Raw genomic sequence first — 18,760 nt, 5'->3', positions numbered from 1 at the left:
CGGTGAAGATCAGGGCGTGATCTTCGTGCCCAACACCGCCAGGAATTGCGACATCCAGGCCGGATGCGCGGGCCAGGCCGGCGCCGTCACCAGATTGCCGTCGGTGTAGGCCTGGTCGATGCCGATCTCGGCATAGGTGCCGCCTGCCAGGCGCACTTCCGGTGCGCACGCCGGATAGGCGGAGCAGGTGCGGCCCTTCAGGATGCCGGCCGCGGCCAGCAGTTGCGCGCCGTGGCAGACCGCCGCGATGGGCTTGCCCGCCTTGTCGAAGGCGCGCACGATGTCCAGCACCTTTTCGTTCAGGCGCAGATACTCCGGCGCGCGGCCGCCCGGAATCACCAGGCCGTCGTAGGACGACGGCTCGACGCGATCGAAGTCATAGTTCAGCGCGAAATTGTGGCCGCGCTTTTCGGTGTAGGTCTGTGCGCCTTCGAAGTCATGGATCGCAGTCGCGATGGTGTCGCCCGCCTTCTTGTCCGGGCATACCGCATGCACCGTGTGCCCCACCGTCAGCAGGGTCTGGTACGGCACCATGGTCTCGTAGTCCTCGGCGTAGTCGCCGACCAGCATCAACAGTCGCTTGCTCATGTTTGTCTCCTAGGGATGGCGGAAAGCCGGTTCAGCGCCCGTGGCCGGGCTCCGGTTCTTGATCTACGCCCCTATTGTGACGCCGCCATCGGCTTGGGTGGTGGTATGGGAATACCACGCCCACGCCAGCCCGCCCTATTCCAGCGCGACGGTTACGCCCTTGGCGCCCAGCAGCGTGACCAGTACCTTGGGGTCTATGCCGATCAGATACCCGCGCCGCCCGCCGTTGATGTAGACCACCGGGTAGTCCAGCACTTCGGCCTCGACCCACACCGGCATCTTCTTGCGCGTGCCGAAGGGCGAGGTGCCACCCACCTGATAGCCCGAATGGCGCTGCGCGACCTCGGGTTTGCAGGGCTCGACGCGCTTGAGCCCGGCCTGGCGCGCCAGGTTCTTGGTGGAAACTTCGCGGTCGCCGTGCATGACCACGATGAGGGGTTTGGCGGATTCGTCCTCCATCACCAGGGTCTTCACCACCGCATGCGGATCCAGGCCCAACTGGCGCGCGGCTTCGCCCGCGCCGCCATGGTCGATGTAGTCATAGGTATGTTCCGTGTACGTCACCTTGTTCTGCTTGAGGAACTGGGTGGCGGGCGTTTCGGAAACGTGGCGGGCTTTGCTCATGGTTATGCGTGAAAGAAGAATTTCGAAGCGGCGCGCGCCGGCTAGCCGCGGGGATGGTGGGTCGCGTGCAGCGCCTTCAGGCGTTCGCGCGCGACGTGCGTGTAGATCTGCGTGGTGGAAATGTCGGCATGCCCCAGCAGCATCTGCACCACGCGCAGGTCGGCGCCGTGGTTCAGCAGGTGCGTGGCGAAGGCGTGCCGCAGCACGTGGGGTGACAGCGGCGCGCGCACGTCCGACAGCAAGGCGTACTTCTTCACCAGTTGCCAGAACGCCTGGCGCGACATCGCTTCGGCCCGGCCGGTGATGAAGAGCGCATCGCTCACGCGCCCGGCCGCCAGCTCTGGCCGCGCGGACTTCAGGTAGCGGTCGATCCAATGCGCAGCCTCGGCGCCCAACGGCACCAGTCGGTCCTTGCCGCCCTTGCCCAGCACCACCCGCACCACGCCTTCGTTCAGGCTCACGTCCAGCGTGCGCATGCCCACCAGCTCGGACACGCGCAAGCCCGTGGCATACAGCGTTTCCAGCATCGCGCGGTCGCGCAGGCCACGGGCCTGCTCCAGGTCGGGCGCGCGCAGCAAGGCATCCACCTGCTGCTCGGACAGCGTCTTGGGCATGCGCGGCGGCTGCTTGGCCGCGATCAGCGTCAGACAGGGATCGCGTTCGGCGCGGTGCTCGCGCAAGGCCCAGGCGTAGAAGCGGCGCAGCGCGGCCAGCCTGCGGTTGGCGGTGGTGGCGCGGGTTTCCTCGTGGCGGAAGGCGAACCAGGCTTCGATGTCAGCCTTGCCGGCATCGCGCAAGGGCTTGGCGGGTCCAGCAGGCAGCGCGTGGGCCTGTGCCGCATCGCCATGGCGGTCGGCCATTTCGCGCGCATAGGCTTCGGGGTCTTCCAGCCAGCGGGCAAAGCCCGTCAGGTCGCGCCGGTAGGCAGCCAGGGTGTTGGCCGACAGGCCGTCTTCCAGCCAGACGGCGTCGATGAAGGCGTCGATATCGGCCTGGGATTCAAGCGGGGGGCGGGTCGCGGGCATGCCAGGATTCTACGGCTCAGCGTCCGCCCACGCCCGCGGCGGCGGACTTCAGCCAGCTCTCGAAGAGCTTGAGCGCCTCGGAGCGTTCGCTGCGCTGCGGATAGCCGAAGTAGTAGCCCTGGCTGACCGACAGCGATTGCGGCACGGGCATCGCCAGCGTGCCCTGGTCCAGCGCGGGCTGGGCCAAGAAGCGCGGCATCAGCCCGACGCCCAGGCCGGCCTGCACCGCCGCCATCACCATGGTGAAGAGTTCGTAGCGCGGGCCGCCGGCGGCGTGCGGACCATAAAGATGGCTATTGGCCGCGTACCACTGGCGCCAGGCGTCGGGCCGTGACACCAGGTGCAAATGGGTCATGCCGGACAAGGCGCTGGCGCCCGGCTCCGGCGTGCGCGCCGCCAGCTCCGGCGCGCACACGGGCACCAGTTCGCGCTCGGGGAACAGCAGCACGCCCTGGGTGCCTGGCCACAATCCGTCCCCGTGATACAGCGCTCCGTCGAAGGGCTGGTCCTTGAACTGGAATGGCAACGTGCGCACGGACAGGCTGACCGTGATGTCGCCATGCTCGCGCTGGAAATCCGCCAGGCGCGGGATCAGCCAGGTCGTCGCCAGGGTGGGCACCACGGCGATATGGATGCTGCGGCCCATGCCGGTGCGGCTGACCAGGCCGAAGGTGTCTTTTTCGATCTGGTCCAGATGGTGGCGGATGCGGCCGGCGTACTCGGCCCCATGGTCGGTCAGCACGATGCGCCGGCGTACCCGGGTGAACAGCTGCACGCCCAGGCGCGCCTCCAGGCTGGCCACCTGGCGATAGACGGCGCTGTGCGTCAGGGACAGTTCCTCGGCCGCGCGGGAAAAGCTGCCCAGACGGGCTGACGCTTCAAACGCCTGCAGGGCGCTCAGGTTGGGAATGCCGTTTCTCATATCGAGGGAACCGCCAGGTGCCGGCGGGCGTCCCCGCCGCTCGGCCGGGCGGATCTTGCCGCGGCGCAGCATGGCAGGTCGTGCCGGTGGGTCAATAGATTGTGCAATTTTATCAATTGCATTGTGCGATCAAGGAACATTATGCTCGGATGTCCTAACCTCGGCTCATCATGACTACCACCCCCATGTCCCAGCAAGAATCCCGCCTTGGCGGTCACATCCTGGTCGACCAGCTGGTTGCGCAGGGCGTCAAACATGTTTTCTGCGTCCCCGGCGAAAGCTATCTGGCAGTGCTGGACGGCCTGCACGATGCGGACATCAAGGTCACGGTGTGCCGCCAGGAAGGCGGCGCGGCCATGATGGCCGACGCCCACGGCAAGCTGACCGGCGAACCCGGCATCTGCATGGTGACCCGTGGCCCGGGCGCGTCCAACGCGCTGGCCGGCGTGCACATCGCCAAGCAGGACTCCACCCCCCTGATCCTGTTCGTCGGCCAGATCGAGCGCGGCATGCGCGAACGTGAAGCCTTCCAGGAAATGGATTACCGCGCCGTGTTCGGCACGCAAGCCAAGTGGGTCACCGAGATCGACCAGGTCGAACGCATTCCCGAACTGGTGTCGCGCGCCTTCCACATTGCCACCTCGGGCCGTCCCGGCCCGGTCGTGATCGCGCTGCCCGAGGACATGCTGGTCGAAGCCGCCAAGGTCGCCGACGCGCCGCGTTACGAAATCATTGATTCCGCCCCCACGGCCGGCCAACTGGCCGACCTGGAAAAGCTGCTGGCCGAAGCCAAGAATCCGGTCGCCATCCTGGGCGGCACGCGCTGGGACGCCCGCGCGGTGCAGCAGTTCGCCGATTTTGCGCAGCGCCATGCGCTGCCCACGGCCGTGTCTTTCCGCCGCCAGATGCTGTTCCCGGCCGACCACCCCTGCTTCATCGGCGACGTGGGCCTGGGCATCAATCCCGCGCTGCTCAAGCGCGTCGCCGACGCGGACCTGATCCTGCTGGTGGGCGGCCGCATGTCGGAAAACCCCAGCCAGGCCTACACGCTGCTGGACATTCCGGTACCCAAGCAGAAGCTGGTGCACGTGCACCCCGATACCGCCGAGCTGGGCCGCGTCTACCGCCCCGCCCTGGCCATCAATACCTCGCCCGCCGCCTTCGCGCAGGCGCTGGCCGGCCTGAAGGCGCCGGCTCAGCCCGCCTGGGCCGCCGGCACGCAGGCCATGCGCGAGTCGTACCTGAAATGGAGCGACCCCAGCACCATCACGACGCCTGGCGCGCTGCAGATGGGCCAGGTCATGGCCTACCTGGAAAAGACGCTGCCGGCAGACGCCATCATGACCAACGGCGCCGGCAACTACGCCACCTGGCTGCACCGCTTCCATCGTTTCACCCGCTACGGCACGCAGCTGGCGCCGACGTCGGGCTCCATGGGCTACGGCCTGCCCGCCGCCGTGGGCGCCAAGCGCGTGTCGCCGGACAAGACCGTGGTCTGCTTCGCCGGCGACGGCTGCTTCCTGATGCACGGCCAGGAATTCGCGACCGCGGTGCAGTACGACCTGCCCATCGTCGTGGTGCTGGTGGACAACGGCATGTACGGCACGATCCGCATGCACCAGGAAAAGCACTACCCCGGCCGCATTTCCGCGACCGAGCTGAAGAATCCGGATTTCGCCGACTACGCGCGCGCCTTTGGCGGCCACGGCGAACGCGTCGAAACCACCGAGCAGTTCGGCCCGGCCTTCGAACGCGCCCTGGCCAGCGGCAAGCCGGCCATCCTGCACTGCTTCATCGATCCGGAAACCATCACCCCGGGCACGACCCTGGAAAAAATCCGCGACGCAGCGCTCAAGGCGCAGCACTGAAGGCGGGACGGAACGGCGCCGCCGCGCGCCCGCCGTTCCATTCGCCGCTTGCCGCCTGAATTATTTTAGGTTTAAACTTTCTAGCATTCCGAAATCCATAGCGGAGACCCAGCATGTCCTCGAATCCTTCCTTTCACTGGCAAGACCCCCTGTTGCTGGACCAGCAACTGACCGAAGAAGAACGCATGGTGCGTGACGCAGCCTACGCCTATGCGCAGGACAAGCTCGCCCCGCGCGTTCTGAACGCGTTCCGCAACGAACAGACCGACCCGGCCATCTTCTCCGAAATGGGCGAACTGGGCCTGCTGGGCGCCACCATCCCCGTCGAATACGGCGGCGCCGGCCTGAACTACGTCAGCTACGGCCTGATCGCCCGCGAAGTCGAACGCATCGACTCCGGCTACCGCTCCATGATGAGCGTGCAGTCGTCCCTGGTGATGGTGCCCATCAACGAATTCGGCAGCGAAGCGCAAAAGCAGAAGTACCTGCCCAAGCTGGCTCGCGGCGAATGGATCGGCTGCTTCGGCCTGACCGAACCCAACCACGGCTCCGATCCCGGCGGCATGGAAACCCGCGCCGTCAAGACGTCCGACGGCTACAAGATTTCCGGCAACAAGATGTGGATCACCAACTCCCCCATCGCCGATGTCTTCGTGGTGTGGGCCAAGTGCGTCGGCGGCGACTTCGACGGCAAGATCCGCGGCTTCATCCTGGAAAAGGGCATGAAGGGCCTGTCGGCCCCGGCCATCCACGGCAAGGTCGGCCTGCGCGCCTCGATCACCGGCGAAATCGTCATGGACGAAGTGGAAGTGTCCGCCGACCAGATGATGCCCGGCGTGTCCGGCCTGAAGGGTCCGTTCACCTGCCTGAACTCCGCCCGCTACGGCATCGCCTGGGGCGCCGTCGGCGCCGCTGAAGCCTGCTGGCACACCGCCCGCCAGTACACGCTGGACCGCAAGCAATTCGGCCGCCCCCTGGCCGCCAACCAGCTGATCCAGAAGAAGCTGGCCGACATGCAGACCGAAATCACGCTGGCCCTGCAAGGCTGCCTGCGCCTGGGCCGCATGAAGGACGAAGGCACCGCCGCCGTCGAAATCACCTCCATCATGAAGCGCAACTCCTGCGGCAAGGCACTGGACATCGCCCGCCTGGCGCGCGACATGCTCGGCGGCAACGGCATCTCCGACGAGTTCGGCGTGGCCCGCCACCTGGTGAACCTGGAAGTAGTCAACACCTACGAAGGCACCCACGACGTGCACGCCCTGATCCTGGGCCGCGCGCAGACCGGCATCCAGGCGTTCTATTGATCGCTTGTTCGGTTCCGACGAAACCGCCCTACGGGGCGGTTTTTTTTCGCGCGACTCAACACAGGGCGGCGCCTGCTGCCCCTGGACAGCGAGCGCCGCGCCCGCCTTCCTGATACCGGTGCCGTTGAAAAGTCGTTAGTCAGACGGGGGGAGATTCAGCAACTGTTCTGCAGTACGCGCAAAGACCGCATAGCAGGTCTCGAATTCCGGCTTCCGCGCAGCGTAGAGCAGTGGCTTCAGACTTTGCTCGAAGTTCGTCTTCAATCCTTCATGAACGGCAGCAGACGCCAATGTGCGCCTCAGCACCGAGTATGCGTCTTGATCAAACCCAGGATGCTGGCCGCGGAATTCCTCTACCTCTTTTCGGACCAGTTCCGCAAAGATCTGACGGGCTGCCGCCAAGGCATCGGGCCGGATTTCTGCAATACGCCAGACGTCATAGACATGGCGCACCAAGGCGGCGTCGTACTCCCCGCGCTGATGCCCATCCCAATTCCAAGCGCAGCGCCGCAGCAGTGACAACACCTTCTCCGCGAGCGTCTCCGCGACCGTGATGCATGCCATCGAAAAACGCAGGGGCGCTACGCGCGGAACAAGGCCGTCGAACATGTAGCCCATGTCGCGCATTTCAGCCGCCAACACGGTAGAACGATGTATCAGCTCAAGCTTGAGCTCGGGACGCAGCGCACCAGATACGTCCTGAAAATGCGCCGCATATGAAATCGAAAGACAGTAGTAACGACGGCTGTCCCGCGCAACGGGGTTATCCTCATCGTCACGGGTCACAAGTTGGAAGCCGATATCCGTGAGAAGCCGCTCCACCTGCCGATGCAGATTGCCTAGCCGAGCCCGGTCTGTGTGACCGTCTTGCAGCACATAGCCTTCCGGCACATTGTCCAGCACAACCTTGATGTCTATGTCCTCGGACATCCGCTCAACCAGACCATGCGCTTTCGAAAGGCAGGTCCCGCCGGCGAAGACCAAGCGCGTAGCCACGGGGATGGACGCCGGCCTGGGATCCCCCTTCTTGCGGCCTTTCTGATGCGCAATGTGCGCGACCTCGATCTGGGCCAGAATTCGTAGCACATCAGTGATGTGCAGGTCTTTCTCAACGACGGCAGGCGGCAAGGCGCCCAGCAGGCCTGCCGTGGCGGCGTCTTCAACATCAGACTTCTGTTCGTCTGAGATCCTTTTCATACGTCAGCGTGCTGCTCCCTACAGTCACTTTTCGAGTGATGCGCCGGCGTCCCGTACTGACAGTCGCCCCCATGGGAATCTGGGTCGATTTGCCGCAGTTGTATTCGGCTACGAACGCGCTAGGTTTCACAGAGATCTTGAGCTTGCGAAAAAGCTCCGCAGCAATCATTTCCAGCGTTCCTGCAGCGGTCGGCTTGCCCGTGAACTGGTTGACGCGGGTCTTGGCAAAAGCCCCTTTGCTGATGCGTACAAGCATCCCGTCATCGACGAAGCGGGCCAAGACTCGCCCGACCTGTGAGTCGCTCGCCATATCAGCAAAGTCCGAGCGCAAAACGACAACCCCTGCGCGCTGCTTGATCGAGCGACTCATGCGGTCTTCCAGCTTCATACTTTACCTCCGACGGAGCATTGAATTCCATAAGGTCACTGTACTTTATAACTGGCAATTCTTCTAGTAATTACAGCATATTACGTAGCAATATCCATGCATTAATGCGCAGTTTTTGCTAGGCCGAGACGGCTGTGGCCGCGCCACCCAAATTTCGTTTACAACGTAAGTCCCCCCAAAAAAAGGAAGCACACATGACTCCGCGGCAACTGGTCGAAGAATGGGTCCTACGGTTCAATGCCGCCGATGCCGCTGGCCTGGCGGAGCTTTACGATGAAGCGGCGGTGAACCATCAGGTAACCCAGGAGCCCATCGTCGGACGCGAGGCCATACGAGCGATGTTTGAACGGGAGTTCGCCCAGGCCGACATGACCTGCATCGTGGAGACGATCCATGAAGCCGGCGAGGTTGCTGCCCTGGAATGGCGCGATCCCCTGGGACTGCGCGGCTGCGGATTCTTTACGGTGCGCGGCGGCAGGATCGTGTTCCAGCGGGGTTACTGGGACAAGCTGTCCTTCTTGAAGATGCACGGCCTGCCCATCCAGTAATTGCCGCCAGGCCGCTCTCGTCCCCGCAACAACCCGCGCATTGCCGAAAGCCCGTATAGGCGAGCCCTTGCACTCGCCGTACGCTTTGCAGCATCGGCCAGGCACAGGGCCGGGCGCTCCCGCGCCCTGCCGCGTGTCCCGACCAGGTTTCCCCCCGAGCCCAGGAGCCGCGCATGCAAGGCTGTCCCACCCTCCGCCTGATGACAGGCATTGCCATGGCGTTCATGGCCCATGGCGCCTACGCCGTCACCACCCTCACGATGGCCACCGAGTATCCGGCCACCTCCATGCCCGGACAAGGCGTATCCACGTTTGCCGAACTGGTCCGCGCCAAGACCGCGGGCAACGTGGTCATCGACGCCAGCTATGACGCGTCCAAGGGGATCAAGTCGGCCGACATGATCGATGCGGTGCAAGCGCGCAAGGTGGATGCGGGCGATGCCTTCGCCGGCGCACTGGCGGCCAAGTATCCCTTGTTCGGCGTGTCGTCCCTGCCGTTCCTGGCGGACTCGTTGTCCAAGGCCCGCAACCTGAACAAGGCCGCCCGCCCCGCCTACGAGAAGCTGCTAGCGGCGCATGGGCAGAAGCTGCTGTACACCACGCCGTGGCCGGCGTCCGGCATCTGGTCCAAGCAGAAGCTGGACAGCGTCGCGGCCTTGAAGAAGCTGAGCATCCGCACCTACGACGCCACGTCGCAGGACGTCATGCAGAAAGCCGGCGCCCGCGCGCAGAACATTTCCTTCGCGGATGCGATGCCGCTGATCGCCTCGGGCGAGGTGAACGCAGTACTGTCGTCAGGCGACGGCGGCGCGGGCCGCAAGCTCTGGGAGCACCTGCCCAACTTCGCGGAAATCAACTACGCGATGCCGATCTCGGTGGCGACGATGAACCTGCAGGCGTATCAGGCGCTGGATGCGCGCACGCGCCGCGCCATCGACCAGGCGGCGGCGCAGACCGAAACCGAACAATGGAAGCGCATCGACGGCCGCCTGCAGCAGAACTACGCCAACATGCGCAAGAACGGCGTGGCGATCAATACGTCGGTGCCGCTGCCCGTGCAGCGCGCGCTGAAGGATGCCGCGGCGGACTCGGTCAAGAACTGGAAGGCAGCAGCCGGTCCTGAAGCCGCCGCCATCCTGAAGCAGACAGGCAAGCGCTAGACGGCCAGCCTCAGTTTTCGCCGGACAGATCGAACAGGCTGGTCGCGTCCAGCTCCAGCACGCCTTCGTCGTGCTGGTTCAGGACCGTCCAGGCCCAGGTAATGATGCCCAGGTCGGGACGCGACGACGAGGTGCGCACGCCCTGCACGCGCGCTTCGAGGCGCAGGGTGTCGCCCGGACGCACCGGCGTGCGCCAGCGCACCTCGCCCAGGCCGGGCGAGCCGAAGGATTCGGAATCGTGCAGCGCCGCGTCCACGGCCATGCGCATCGCCAGCGCGCAGGTATGCCAGCCGCTGGCGATCAGGCCGCCCCAGCGCCCTTCGGAGGCGCGCTTGGGATCGGTGTGGAACCACTGGGGATCGAACTTGCGTGCGAACTCCAGGATCTCGGCTTCCGTCAGGGTGACCGGACCGCCCTTGATGACCATGCCGTCCTTGAACTCGGCGAACTTCATTTTGTGGATTCCCCCCGCAAATGCAATCGGCGCGCCAGCGCGCGCCGATTGCCACGCATGTTTGTGGATTCAGTACGTTTCGAAATGCAGGCGCCCTTCGCGGCGCAATGCATCATGCAGGATAGACCAATCCTGGCCCGCTTGCACCGTCACATCGCGCAGGGCGTCCAGCACGCCTACTTCCATGCCCTTCAGCCCGCACACGTAGATGCAGGTATTGCGGTCCGCCAGCAGTTCCCGCACCGCGCCTGCGCGGTCGCGGATCAGGTCCTGCACGTAGCGCTTGGGTTGCCCGGCTTCGCGCGACAGCGCCAGGTTGATGTCGATGAAATCTCGCGGCAGCTTCATCAGCGGCCCGAAGTACGGCAGTTCACGCTCGGTGCGCGCGCCGAAGAACAGCAGCAGCTTGCCGTTTTCGCCGGTCTCGATGCGGCGGCGGTAGCGCTCCGTCATCGCGCGCATGGGCGCCGAACCCGTGCCGGTGCAGATCATGATGAGATTGGCGCGGGGGTGATTGGGCATCAGGAAGGTGTGGCCGAACGGCCCGATCACCTGCACCTTGTCGTTCTTGGCCAGGTCGCACAGGTAGTTCGAGCACACGCCATGCGCGGCGGCGCCCGCATGGTCCTCGGTGACGCGCTTTACGGTCAGCGAAAGATTGTTGTAGCCGGCCCGCTCGCCGTCGCGCGGACTGGCCAGCGAGTACTGGCGCGCGTGGTGCGCCCGGCCCTGCGCGTCCACGCCGGGCGGCAGGATGCCGATGGACTGCCCTTCCAGCACGGGAAACGGCAGCTCGCCGAAGTCGAGCACGATATGGTGGATGTCGCTTTCCGTGTCGGCGCCGGTCACGCGGTAGTTGCCGACCACGGTGGCCGTCATCGGCGTCTTGTGCGTGTACAGGTTGACGTATGGATGGGCGGCGGACCAGGGCGGGACCGTTGCGCCGGGCGCGGTGGACGGCGCGGGCGCGGCAGGCTGCGGCGTATCCGGCTCATCGCCGGCCGGCGCGGCGGCAGCCGTTTCCGGCAGCGCCTTCTCGCCCGGCAGTTCTTCCCAGCCCAGTTGTTCCTGCACGCCATAGGCTTCGGCGCGTACCATCAGCCGCCAGTTGTCGATCGCCCCCGTGGGGCAAGGCGGCACGCAGGCCATGCAGCCGTTGCAGATCTCGGGGTCCACCACGTAGTTGTTCGAGTCGTGGGTGATCGCCTTGATCGGACAGGTTTCTTCGCAGGTATTGCAGCGGATGCAGATCTCGGGATCGATCAGGTGCTGCTTCAGGACTTCTGCTGGTAAGGGAGCGTTCATCTCGGTCTTCCCCATGCTCCGGTAGGCGGCCGTGGAAACAGCCGCCGCCCCGCTTTAGTTGAAACGGACGTACTCGAAATTCACCGGCTGGCGGTTGACGCCCATGACGGGCGGCGCGATCCAGTTGGCGAACTTGCCCGGCTCGGTGACGCGGCCCATCAGCGATGCAACGAAGGCGCGGTCCTCGGGCGTCGGCAGCCATTTGTGACTGTTGGCCTGCCATTGCGATTCGGACAGGATCTCGCCTTCGGGCGACATGCGGATGCCTGCCAGCGTGCCGATCTGGCGGTTGAAGGCCTTGTGCGGCACTTGCAGCCGGAACGGCAGGCCGCTCTTTTCGATGACCTTGTTCCAGCGCCCGATTCCAGCGACCGAATCGCGGATGAAGTCGTCGCGCAGCACTTCGTTCAGGGCGTTCAGCATCGGCACCTCGATCTCGCGCAGCCTGCCGTTTTCCACGGTCAGCACGCGGTAGGTGTCGTTCTTCAGCTGGTGGTCGTCGGTGCGCTTGCTTTCCTCGTAGCGGCCCTTCAGGCCCGAACCGTAGAAAATGGCCGCATTGGAGGACTGATCCGCGCCGAACAGGTCGATGGTGACGCTGTAGTGGAAGTTGAGGTAGCGCTGGATGGTGGGCAGGTCGATCACGCCGGCCGCGCGCACCGCTTGCGGGTCATCGGTCTTGAGCTGGTTCATGACCTCGCAGGTGCGCTGGATGACGCGCGAGATGCCGGATTCGCCCACGAACATGTGGTGCGCTTCCTCGGTCAGCATGAACTTCGTGGTGCGCGCCAGCGGATCGAAGCTGGACTCCGCCAGCGCGCACAGCTGGAACTTGCCGTCGCGGTCGGTGAAATAGGTGAACATGTAGAAGGCCAGCCAATCGGGCGTCTTCTCGTTGAACGCGCCCAGGATGCGCGGATTGTCGGAATCCCCCGAGCTGCGCTGCAGGAGCGCGTCCGCCTCTTCGCGGCCATCGCGGCCGAAGTAGCGGTGCAGCAGATAGACCATGGCCCACAGGTGGCGGCCTTCCTCGACGTTGATCTGGAACAGGTTGCGCAAGTCGTACTGCGACGGCGCGGTCAGGCCCAGGTGGCGCTGCTGCTCGATCGAGGCCGGTTCGGTGTCGCCCTGCGTGACGATGATGCGGCGCAGGTTGGCGCGGTGCTCGCCGGGCACATCCTGCCAGACGTCGCGGCCCATGTTCTCGCCGAAATGGATCTTGCGCTGCCCGTCCTGCGGCGCCAGGAAGATACCCCAGCGGTAGTCCGGCATCTTGACGTGGTCGAAGTGCGCCCAGCCGTCGGGCTGCACGCTGACCGCCGTGCGCAGGTAGACGTCGAAGCCGTGGGAGCCGTCAGGCCCCATGTCCTGCCACCACTGCAGGTAGTTGGGCTGCCAATGCTCCAGCGCGCGCTGCAAGGTGCGGTCGCCGGACAGATTGACGTTGTTGGGGATCTTATCGGTGTAGTTGATTCCAGACATGTCTCGCTCCTGTTCCTTTGGGGTGGCCGCGTTCACGCGGCGCGGTGACGCGGGGCCGTCAGACCCGGTTCCAGTCGAATGCGGCTTGCTCGCCCTTGCCGTAGAGCTTGAGCGCGCCCTTGTCGCCGGCGGCGTTGGGGCGGTTGAAGATCCAGTTCTGCCAGGCCGTGAGGCGGCCGAAGATGCGGGTCTCCATCGTTTCCTGGCCGCCGAAGCGCAGGTTGGCTTCCAGCCCGGTCAGGGCGTCGGGCGACAGCGCGCGGCGCTCTTCCAGCATCATGCGCACCTCGTCGTCCCAATCGATGTTGTCGGGCGCATAGGTGACCAGGCCCAGCTCCAGCGCGTCGGTGGCCGACAGCGGCTGGCCGGCGCGCGCGCGCACCGCTTCCAGGGGCGCTTCCTCTTCATAGAAGCGGCGCTGCAGGCGGCTCTGGCCGTTGACCAGCGGATAGGCGCCGAAATTGCGCTCGCCCACCACGATCTGCGCGGGCGCGGATTCGTCTTCGTTGTCCAGCATGTAGCTGCGGTCGGCAGCCAGCGCCAGTTCGAGCAAGGTGCCTGCAAAGCAGGAGCCGGGTTCGATCAGCGCGAACAGGCTGCGCGAGGTCACGTCCAGGCGCGCCAAGGTGCGGCGCAGCATGCCGGCGGTTTCGCGCACGAACCAGTGGTCCGCATGCTGTTGGAGCGCGGCATCCGCGGCCAACACCAGCGCGGCGTCGCCTTCGGTCTTGATGATCCAGGTGCCGATGTCCAGTTCGTTGGTGCGCATCGACAGGATGGCATCGTCCAGTTCGCGCGCCATCTGCAGCGGCCACCAGGCCGCGCCGGCCGCGACGATGTCCTGCAGCTCGGTTTGCACCGCGCCCTCGGGCGCGCGCACCGTCCAGGTGGCCTGGCGCTTCTCGCGGTCCAACTTGATGTCCACATAGCGGTAGGACAGGCCATCGGCGCTTTCCGTGCGCTGCACCGGCGTCAACACGATGCCTTGCTCGCCTGCCGGGCGGTCGCTGCCCTGCGCCAGCGCCTGCGCGCGCTCACGCACGGCCTCCTCGAAGCGGGCCGGCTTGACCACTTCGTCCACCAGGCGCCAATCCTTGGCGCGCTGGCCGCGCACGCCCTCGACCAGGGTGCAGAAAATGTCGGCATGGTCGTGGCGCACGCGGCGCTTGTCGGTCACGCGGGTCAGGCCGCCGGTGCCGGGCAGCACGCCCAGCAGCGGCACCTCGGGCAGCGCGACCGCCGACGATCGGTCGTCGATCAGCATGATCTCGTCGCAGGCCAGCGCCAGCTCGTAGCCGCCCCCGGCGCAGGCGCCGTTGAGCGCGGCGATGAACTTCAGGCCGCTGTGGCGGCTGGAATCTTCAATGCCGTTGCGGGTTTCGTTGGTGAACTTGCAGAAGTTCACCTTCCAGGCGTGCGAGGACAGACCCAGCATGAAGATATTGGCGCCGGAACAGAAGATGCGGTCCTTCATGCTGGTCACGACCACGGTGCGCACTTCCGGGTGTTCGAAGCGGATGCGCTGCAAGGCGTCATGCAGTTCGATGTCCACCCCCAGGTCGTAGGAATTCAGCTTGAGCTTGTAGCCCGGACGCAGGCCACCGTCCTCGGCAACATCCATGGCCAGCGTGGCGACCGGGCCGTCGAAGCTCAAGCGCCAGTGGCGGTACTGCTCGGGGTCGGTCCGGAAATCAACCCGGTTGAGGGTGCTGCTCATAGTGTGTCTCCTCGTACGCCTGCCAAAACAGGAAAAATACTGCACTACATGAATTATTGTGCAGATTAGAGGACAAAAAAAGCCCCGTCAAGCGGGGCATGCACAAAAATGCATATTGCCGGCGCTGCCGGCATCGAATCCAGCTATAGCGGCAGGCCGCAGGCCTTGCGCACCTGGGTGCGCAGGCCGGCAAAGCTCTCCTGCACGTCCAGGTTGCTGGTGACCCAGGTAAGGTCGGCCTTGGCGTAGAAGGCTTCGCGTCCGGCGAGGATGCGCTTGAGGTCCGCCATGGCCTCGTTGTTGCCCGACATGGGACGGAAATCCCCCTGCGCCATGACCCGGCCCATATGCTCCTCGGGCGTGGCGCGCAGCCATACCGTGTAGCAATGCGCCAGCAGCAGATTGAGGGTGGCGGGCTCGGACACCAGCCCGCCCGGCGTGGCCAGCACCATTTCCGGGTAGATCTGCACGGCCTCTTCCAGCGCCCGCCGTTCGTAGCGGCGGTAGGCATTGGGGCCGTACAGATTGTGGATTTCCAGGATGCTGCAGCCGGCCACGCGCTCGATCTCGCGATTCAACTCCACGAACGGATAACCCAGGTCATCGGCCAGCATCTGGCCCAGCGTGGACTTGCCCGCGCCGCGCAGGCCGATCAGCGCCACGCGCTGGGTGCGGTTGGGGCGCTGCGCCCCCGCCCCTACGCCGAACAGCTGGGTCAGGGCCTCGCGCGCGCGCTGCAGGTCGGATTCCGTGCGGCCGCTGAGCAGCTCGCGGATCAGCAGCCAGTCGGGCGATTCGGTGGTGACGTCGCCCACCAATTCGGCCAGCGCGCAGTTGAAGGCCCGTGCGATCTGCAGCAACACCAGGATGGAGGCATTGCCCACCCCATGTTCCAGATTGGCCAGATGGCGCTCCGATACGCCAGTCACCTGCGACAGGCTCTTGCGGGTCATGCCGCGTATGGCCCGCAGGCGGCGCACCCGCTCGCCCAAGGCCACCAGGAACGCTTCCCGCCTGGGTTCGGATGGCGCCGCATCTAGCGCTTGATTCATGTTTACGTGACTCCGCAAAAACCCTGATTACCACGTTTTATGCACTATAGTGCTTGACCATAATCAATGGAAGCACTATTTTTCCATTCAATCAGTCCAAAGCGCCTCATGTGCAAAAAAGCAGCAGTCGATTTCATGTCGATTCTGAAGCGCCGACAGTGTAAAGGAGGAGCCCGGTGAGTACGCCTGATCAATTCCATGCCCTGATGCGCGAGGTCACGCGCCTGACGCAAGGCCAGCCGCTGGACGCGGCGCTGCAGGAAAGCCTGAACCGCGAGGCCGGCCCGCAAAGCGCCCTGTTCCAGGAGATCTACGCCACCTGTAGGCAGGGCGTGGCCGAGGGCTGGATGTGCAGCCGGGAAGGCGGCGGCATCCGCTACGGCCGCGTCATCAAGCCCGCGCCAGACCTGGCGGACTGCTCCGTGGACGTGGTGGACATGAACGATCTTGCCGGCCCCCACCACGCGCACCCCAATGGCGAGATCGACATGATCATGCCGCTGACCGAGGGCGCCCGCTTCGACGGCCACGGCGCCGGCTGGCTGGTCTATGGCCCCGGCAGCGCGCACAGCCCGACCGTGAGCGGCGGCCGCGCGCTGGTGCTGTATCTGCTGCCGGGCGGCGCCATCGAATTCACGCGCACCTGAGAGGCCCCGCCCCACCCGCCGCCAGAAAAACACACACAGCGCGGCTCCCCCCACAGGACATCAGGAGACAACCGTGAACGCCTGTCCCGACGAACTCAACTTCGCCAGCCACCTGGCGGCGCTCAATGCGCCGCGCGCCGCCAAGCCGGCCTACATCGACGACACCCGCCAGATCAGCTACGGCGAACTGGCGGAGCGGGTGGCGCGCATGGCCGGCGCGCTGCGCCAGCTGGGCCTGCGGCGCGAGGAGCGCATCCTGCTGCTGATGCAGGACACTGTCGACTGGCCGGTGGTATTCCTGGGCGCGCTGCATGCGGGCGTGGTGCCGGTGGCCGTGAACACCCTGCTTACCGCCGATGACTACGCTTACATCATTGGCCACAGCCGCGTGCGCGCCGTGTTCGTATCGGGCGCCTTGCTGCCAGTGGTGCAGACCGCGCTGGGGCAGGCCGCCGCCGATGTCGAACACCTGGTGGTTTCCCAGCCCGCCGGCCCCTTACCCGAAGGCGGGCGCGAATTCGAATCGCTGCTGGCCGCCGCCCCGCTCGCGCCAGCGGCGCGCACCCTGTCCGACGAGATCGCTTTCTGGCTGTATTCGTCGGGCTCCACCGGCAAACCCAAGGGCGTGGTCCACACCCATGGCAACCTGTGGCACACGGCCGAACTCTATGCCAAGCCCGTGCTCGGCATCCGCGAGGACGACGTGGTGTTCTCGGCCGCCAAGCTGTTCTTCGCCTACGGCCTGGGCAATGGCCTGACCTTCCCCCTGTCCGTGGGCGCGACCGTCATCCTGATGGGCGAACGCCCCACGCCGCAAGCGGTCTTCAAACGCCTGACGCAGCATCGGCCCACCGTGTTCTACGGCGTGCCCACGCTGTACGCCAGCATGCTGGCATCGCCCGACCTGCCGGCGCGCGAACAGGTCGCCATGCGCATCTGCACGTCCGCCGGCGAAGCGCTGCCGCGCGACATCGGCGAACGCTACACGCGCCACTTCGGCTGCGAGATCCTGGATGGCATCGGCTCCACCGAGATGCTGCACATCTTCATCTCCAACCAGACGGGACAACTGCGCTACGGCACCACCGGCAAGCCCGTACCGGGCTATGAGGTGCAGTTGCGCGACGAGAACGGCGCCCCGGTGCCGCCCGGCGCCATCGGCGACCTCTACATCAAAGGCCCCAGCGCAGCCCTGATGTACTGGAACAACCGCGACAAGACGCGCCAGTGCTTCCTGGGCGACTGGCTCAAGAGCGGCGACAAGTACACCTGCGACGCGGACGGCTACTACACCTATGCCGGGCGCAGCGACGACATGATCAAGGTCAGCGGCCAGTACGTGTCGCCAGTGGAGGTCGAGAACATCCTGGTGCAGCACGAGGCTGTGCTGGAAGCGGCCGTGATCGGCGTGCCGGACCACGACGGGCTGGTCAAGACCAAGGCCTACGTGGTGCTGCGTCCCGGCTTCGAGCCCGACGCGCAGACCGGGGCTGCGCTGCAGAATTACGTGAAGCAGCATCTGGCGCCGTTCAAGTATCCGCGCCAGATCAATTTCACGGAAGAACTGCCCAAGACGGCCACCGGGAAGATACAGCGCTTCCGCCTGCGCCAATTGGAAGAGGCCACGCTATGAGCGCCTGCGCCGTGGCCGAGACCGTGTTTGCCGAGTTTCATGCCGGCGGCCGGGATCTGCGCCTGGAATGCCGGTGGATCGGGTCCGACCGTTCCGGCGCCCCGCTGCTGGTCTTTCTGCACGAAGGGCTGGGTTCCGTGTCCATGTGGAAGGACTGGCCCGACCGCGTCTGTGCGGCAGCCGGCTGCCGTGGACTGGTGTATTCGCGCTATGGCTATGGGCAATCGACGCCGCGGCCGCCTGAAGAAAGGCGGCCGGTGGATTTCATGCACGTCGAGGCGCGCGAGGTGCTGCCCGCGCTGCTCGCCGCGTTGGGCGTGGACGCCAGGCGCGACAAGCCGGCGCTGTTCGGCCACAGCGACGGCGGCTCCATCGCCCTGCTGTATGCGGCCATGCATCCGGACGCGGTGGCCGGCGTGGTCGCCGCCGCGCCCCATATCCTGGTCGAAGACGTGTCGGTCGCCAGCATCGCGCAGGCGCGCCAGGCCTACCTGGACACTGACCTGCGCGCCCGGCTGGGGCGTTATCACGCGGACCCGGATTCGGCGTTCTGGGGCTGGAACGATATCTGGCTGGACCCGGCGTTCCGCCGCTGGAACCTGCACGACTACCTGTCGCGCATCGCCTGTCCGGTGCTGGCCATCCAGGGCCTGGACGACGAATACGGCACCTTGGCGCAGATCCGCGGCATACGCAGGCTCGCGCCCCAGACCGAACTGCTGGAACTGCCCGACTGCGGCCACTCTGCGCACAAGGATCAGCCGGCGCTAGTCATCCAGGCCGTCGCCGCTTTCGTCGGCGGCCTGGCACAACCCCGCTGACCTCACGTCGGCCCATAACAAG

The 18,760-nt window shown here is 65.6% G+C and carries 18 protein-coding genes; 7 read left to right on the top strand and 11 right to left on the bottom strand.

Annotated features, from left to right (window positions below):
* Window positions 1–9 precede the first annotated feature (9 nt).
* From HV766_RS23410 to HV766_RS23395, 4 genes are all read right to left on the bottom strand, one after another.
* Window positions 10–588: a DJ-1/PfpI family protein gene (locus HV766_RS23410; RefSeq protein ID WP_054451405.1), complete on the bottom strand. Its 579-nt coding sequence runs from the start codon at window positions 586–588 to the stop codon at window positions 10–12.
* Between the two features lie 135 nt (window positions 589–723).
* Window positions 724–1,212 (bottom strand): Cys-tRNA(Pro) deacylase, encoded by a 489-nt coding sequence (gene ybaK / locus HV766_RS23405; RefSeq protein WP_054451406.1) that lies wholly within the window; start codon window positions 1,210–1,212, stop codon window positions 724–726.
* Window positions 1,213–1,253: 41 nt separating this feature from the next.
* Window positions 1,254–2,237, bottom strand: a complete 984-nt coding sequence (xerD, locus tag HV766_RS23400; protein ID WP_175181933.1) for a site-specific tyrosine recombinase XerD — start codon at window positions 2,235–2,237, stop codon at window positions 1,254–1,256.
* 16 nt (window positions 2,238–2,253) lie between these two features.
* Entirely contained in the window at window positions 2,254–3,159 is a 906-nt protein-coding gene (locus HV766_RS23395) for a LysR substrate-binding domain-containing protein (RefSeq protein WP_175181932.1), read from the bottom strand.
* Window positions 3,160–3,344: 185 nt separating this feature from the next.
* Between HV766_RS23395 and HV766_RS23390 the strand changes: the two genes are divergently transcribed.
* Entirely contained in the window at window positions 3,345–5,027 is a 1,683-nt protein-coding gene (locus HV766_RS23390; RefSeq protein WP_175181940.1) for a thiamine pyrophosphate-binding protein, read from the top strand.
* Window positions 5,028–5,140: 113 nt separating this feature from the next.
* Window positions 5,141–6,334 carry an acyl-CoA dehydrogenase gene (locus tag HV766_RS23385; protein ID WP_054451413.1) on the top strand — a complete coding sequence of 398 codons (1,194 nt, stop codon included), beginning with the start codon at window positions 5,141–5,143 and terminating at the stop codon, window positions 6,332–6,334.
* Between the two features lie 135 nt (window positions 6,335–6,469).
* Here the strand turns inward: HV766_RS23385 and HV766_RS23380 are convergent, their stop codons facing one another.
* Entirely contained in the window at window positions 6,470–7,531 is a 1,062-nt protein-coding gene (locus HV766_RS23380; RefSeq protein ID WP_175181931.1) for a nucleotidyl transferase AbiEii/AbiGii toxin family protein, read from the bottom strand.
* On the bottom strand, window positions 7,500–7,919 hold the full coding sequence (locus HV766_RS23375; RefSeq protein ID WP_054451416.1) for a DUF6088 family protein: 420 nt from the start codon (window positions 7,917–7,919) through the stop codon (window positions 7,500–7,502). Before HV766_RS23375 ends, HV766_RS23380 begins: the two co-directional genes overlap by 32 nt.
* A gap of 194 nt (window positions 7,920–8,113) precedes the next feature.
* On the opposite strand from HV766_RS23375, the gene HV766_RS23370 reads away from it, so the two are divergent.
* Window positions 8,114–8,467, top strand: coding sequence for a nuclear transport factor 2 family protein (locus HV766_RS23370; RefSeq protein WP_054451417.1), 354 nt, complete (start codon window positions 8,114–8,116; stop codon window positions 8,465–8,467).
* Window positions 8,468–8,640: 173 nt separating this feature from the next.
* On the top strand, window positions 8,641–9,627 hold the full coding sequence (locus HV766_RS23365; protein ID WP_054451421.1) for a TRAP transporter substrate-binding protein: 987 nt from the start codon (window positions 8,641–8,643) through the stop codon (window positions 9,625–9,627).
* Between the two features lie 10 nt (window positions 9,628–9,637).
* On the opposite strand, the gene HV766_RS23360 is transcribed toward HV766_RS23365, so the two are convergent.
* The 5 genes from HV766_RS23360 to HV766_RS23340 all read right to left on the bottom strand — a co-directional run bounded on the left by HV766_RS23360 (window position 9,638) and on the right by HV766_RS23340 (window position 15,637).
* Window positions 9,638–10,081, bottom strand: a complete 444-nt coding sequence (locus tag HV766_RS23360; protein WP_054451423.1) for a MaoC family dehydratase — start codon at window positions 10,079–10,081, stop codon at window positions 9,638–9,640.
* Between the two features lie 69 nt (window positions 10,082–10,150).
* Window positions 10,151–11,386: a benzoyl-CoA 2,3-epoxidase subunit BoxA gene (gene boxA, locus HV766_RS23355; protein WP_054452206.1), complete on the bottom strand. Its 1,236-nt coding sequence runs from the start codon at window positions 11,384–11,386 to the stop codon at window positions 10,151–10,153.
* Window positions 11,387–11,440: 54 nt separating this feature from the next.
* On the bottom strand, window positions 11,441–12,868 hold the full coding sequence (gene boxB, locus HV766_RS23350) for a benzoyl-CoA 2,3-epoxidase subunit BoxB (RefSeq protein WP_054451425.1): 1,428 nt from the start codon (window positions 12,866–12,868) through the stop codon (window positions 11,441–11,443).
* 58 nt (window positions 12,869–12,926) lie between these two features.
* On the bottom strand, window positions 12,927–14,585 hold the full coding sequence (gene boxC / locus HV766_RS23345; RefSeq protein WP_175181930.1) for a 2,3-epoxybenzoyl-CoA dihydrolase: 1,659 nt from the start codon (window positions 14,583–14,585) through the stop codon (window positions 12,927–12,929).
* Between the two features lie 143 nt (window positions 14,586–14,728).
* Entirely contained in the window at window positions 14,729–15,637 is a 909-nt protein-coding gene (locus tag HV766_RS23340; protein ID WP_042794737.1) for a helix-turn-helix transcriptional regulator, read from the bottom strand.
* A 176-nt stretch (window positions 15,638–15,813) separates the two neighbouring features.
* Here HV766_RS23340 and HV766_RS23335 point away from each other — a divergent pair, with 176 nt between their 5' ends.
* The 3 genes from HV766_RS23335 (at window position 15,814) to HV766_RS23325 (ending at window position 18,738) form a co-directional block, all read left to right on the top strand.
* Window positions 15,814–16,284, top strand: a complete 471-nt coding sequence (locus tag HV766_RS23335) for a DUF4863 family protein (RefSeq protein WP_054451429.1) — start codon at window positions 15,814–15,816, stop codon at window positions 16,282–16,284.
* Between the two features lie 73 nt (window positions 16,285–16,357).
* The gene (locus HV766_RS23330) at window positions 16,358–17,917 is read left to right on the top strand and encodes a benzoate-CoA ligase family protein (RefSeq protein ID WP_119450591.1); all 1,560 of its coding nucleotides are present in this window, start codon (window positions 16,358–16,360) and stop codon (window positions 17,915–17,917) included.
* Window positions 17,914–18,738 (top strand): alpha/beta fold hydrolase, encoded by an 825-nt coding sequence (locus HV766_RS23325; protein ID WP_175181929.1) that lies wholly within the window; start codon window positions 17,914–17,916, stop codon window positions 18,736–18,738. The genes HV766_RS23330 and HV766_RS23325 overlap by 4 nt, the downstream gene beginning before the upstream one ends.
* Window positions 18,739–18,760: the final 22 nt, after the last annotated feature.

It is taken from the genome of Achromobacter aegrifaciens, from assembly GCF_902859735.1.
GTDB lineage: Bacteria > Pseudomonadota > Gammaproteobacteria > Burkholderiales > Burkholderiaceae_B > Achromobacter > Achromobacter aegrifaciens.
Note: the sequence above shows the minus strand (reverse complement) of the source record. Positions and strands in the feature narration are given on the sequence as shown.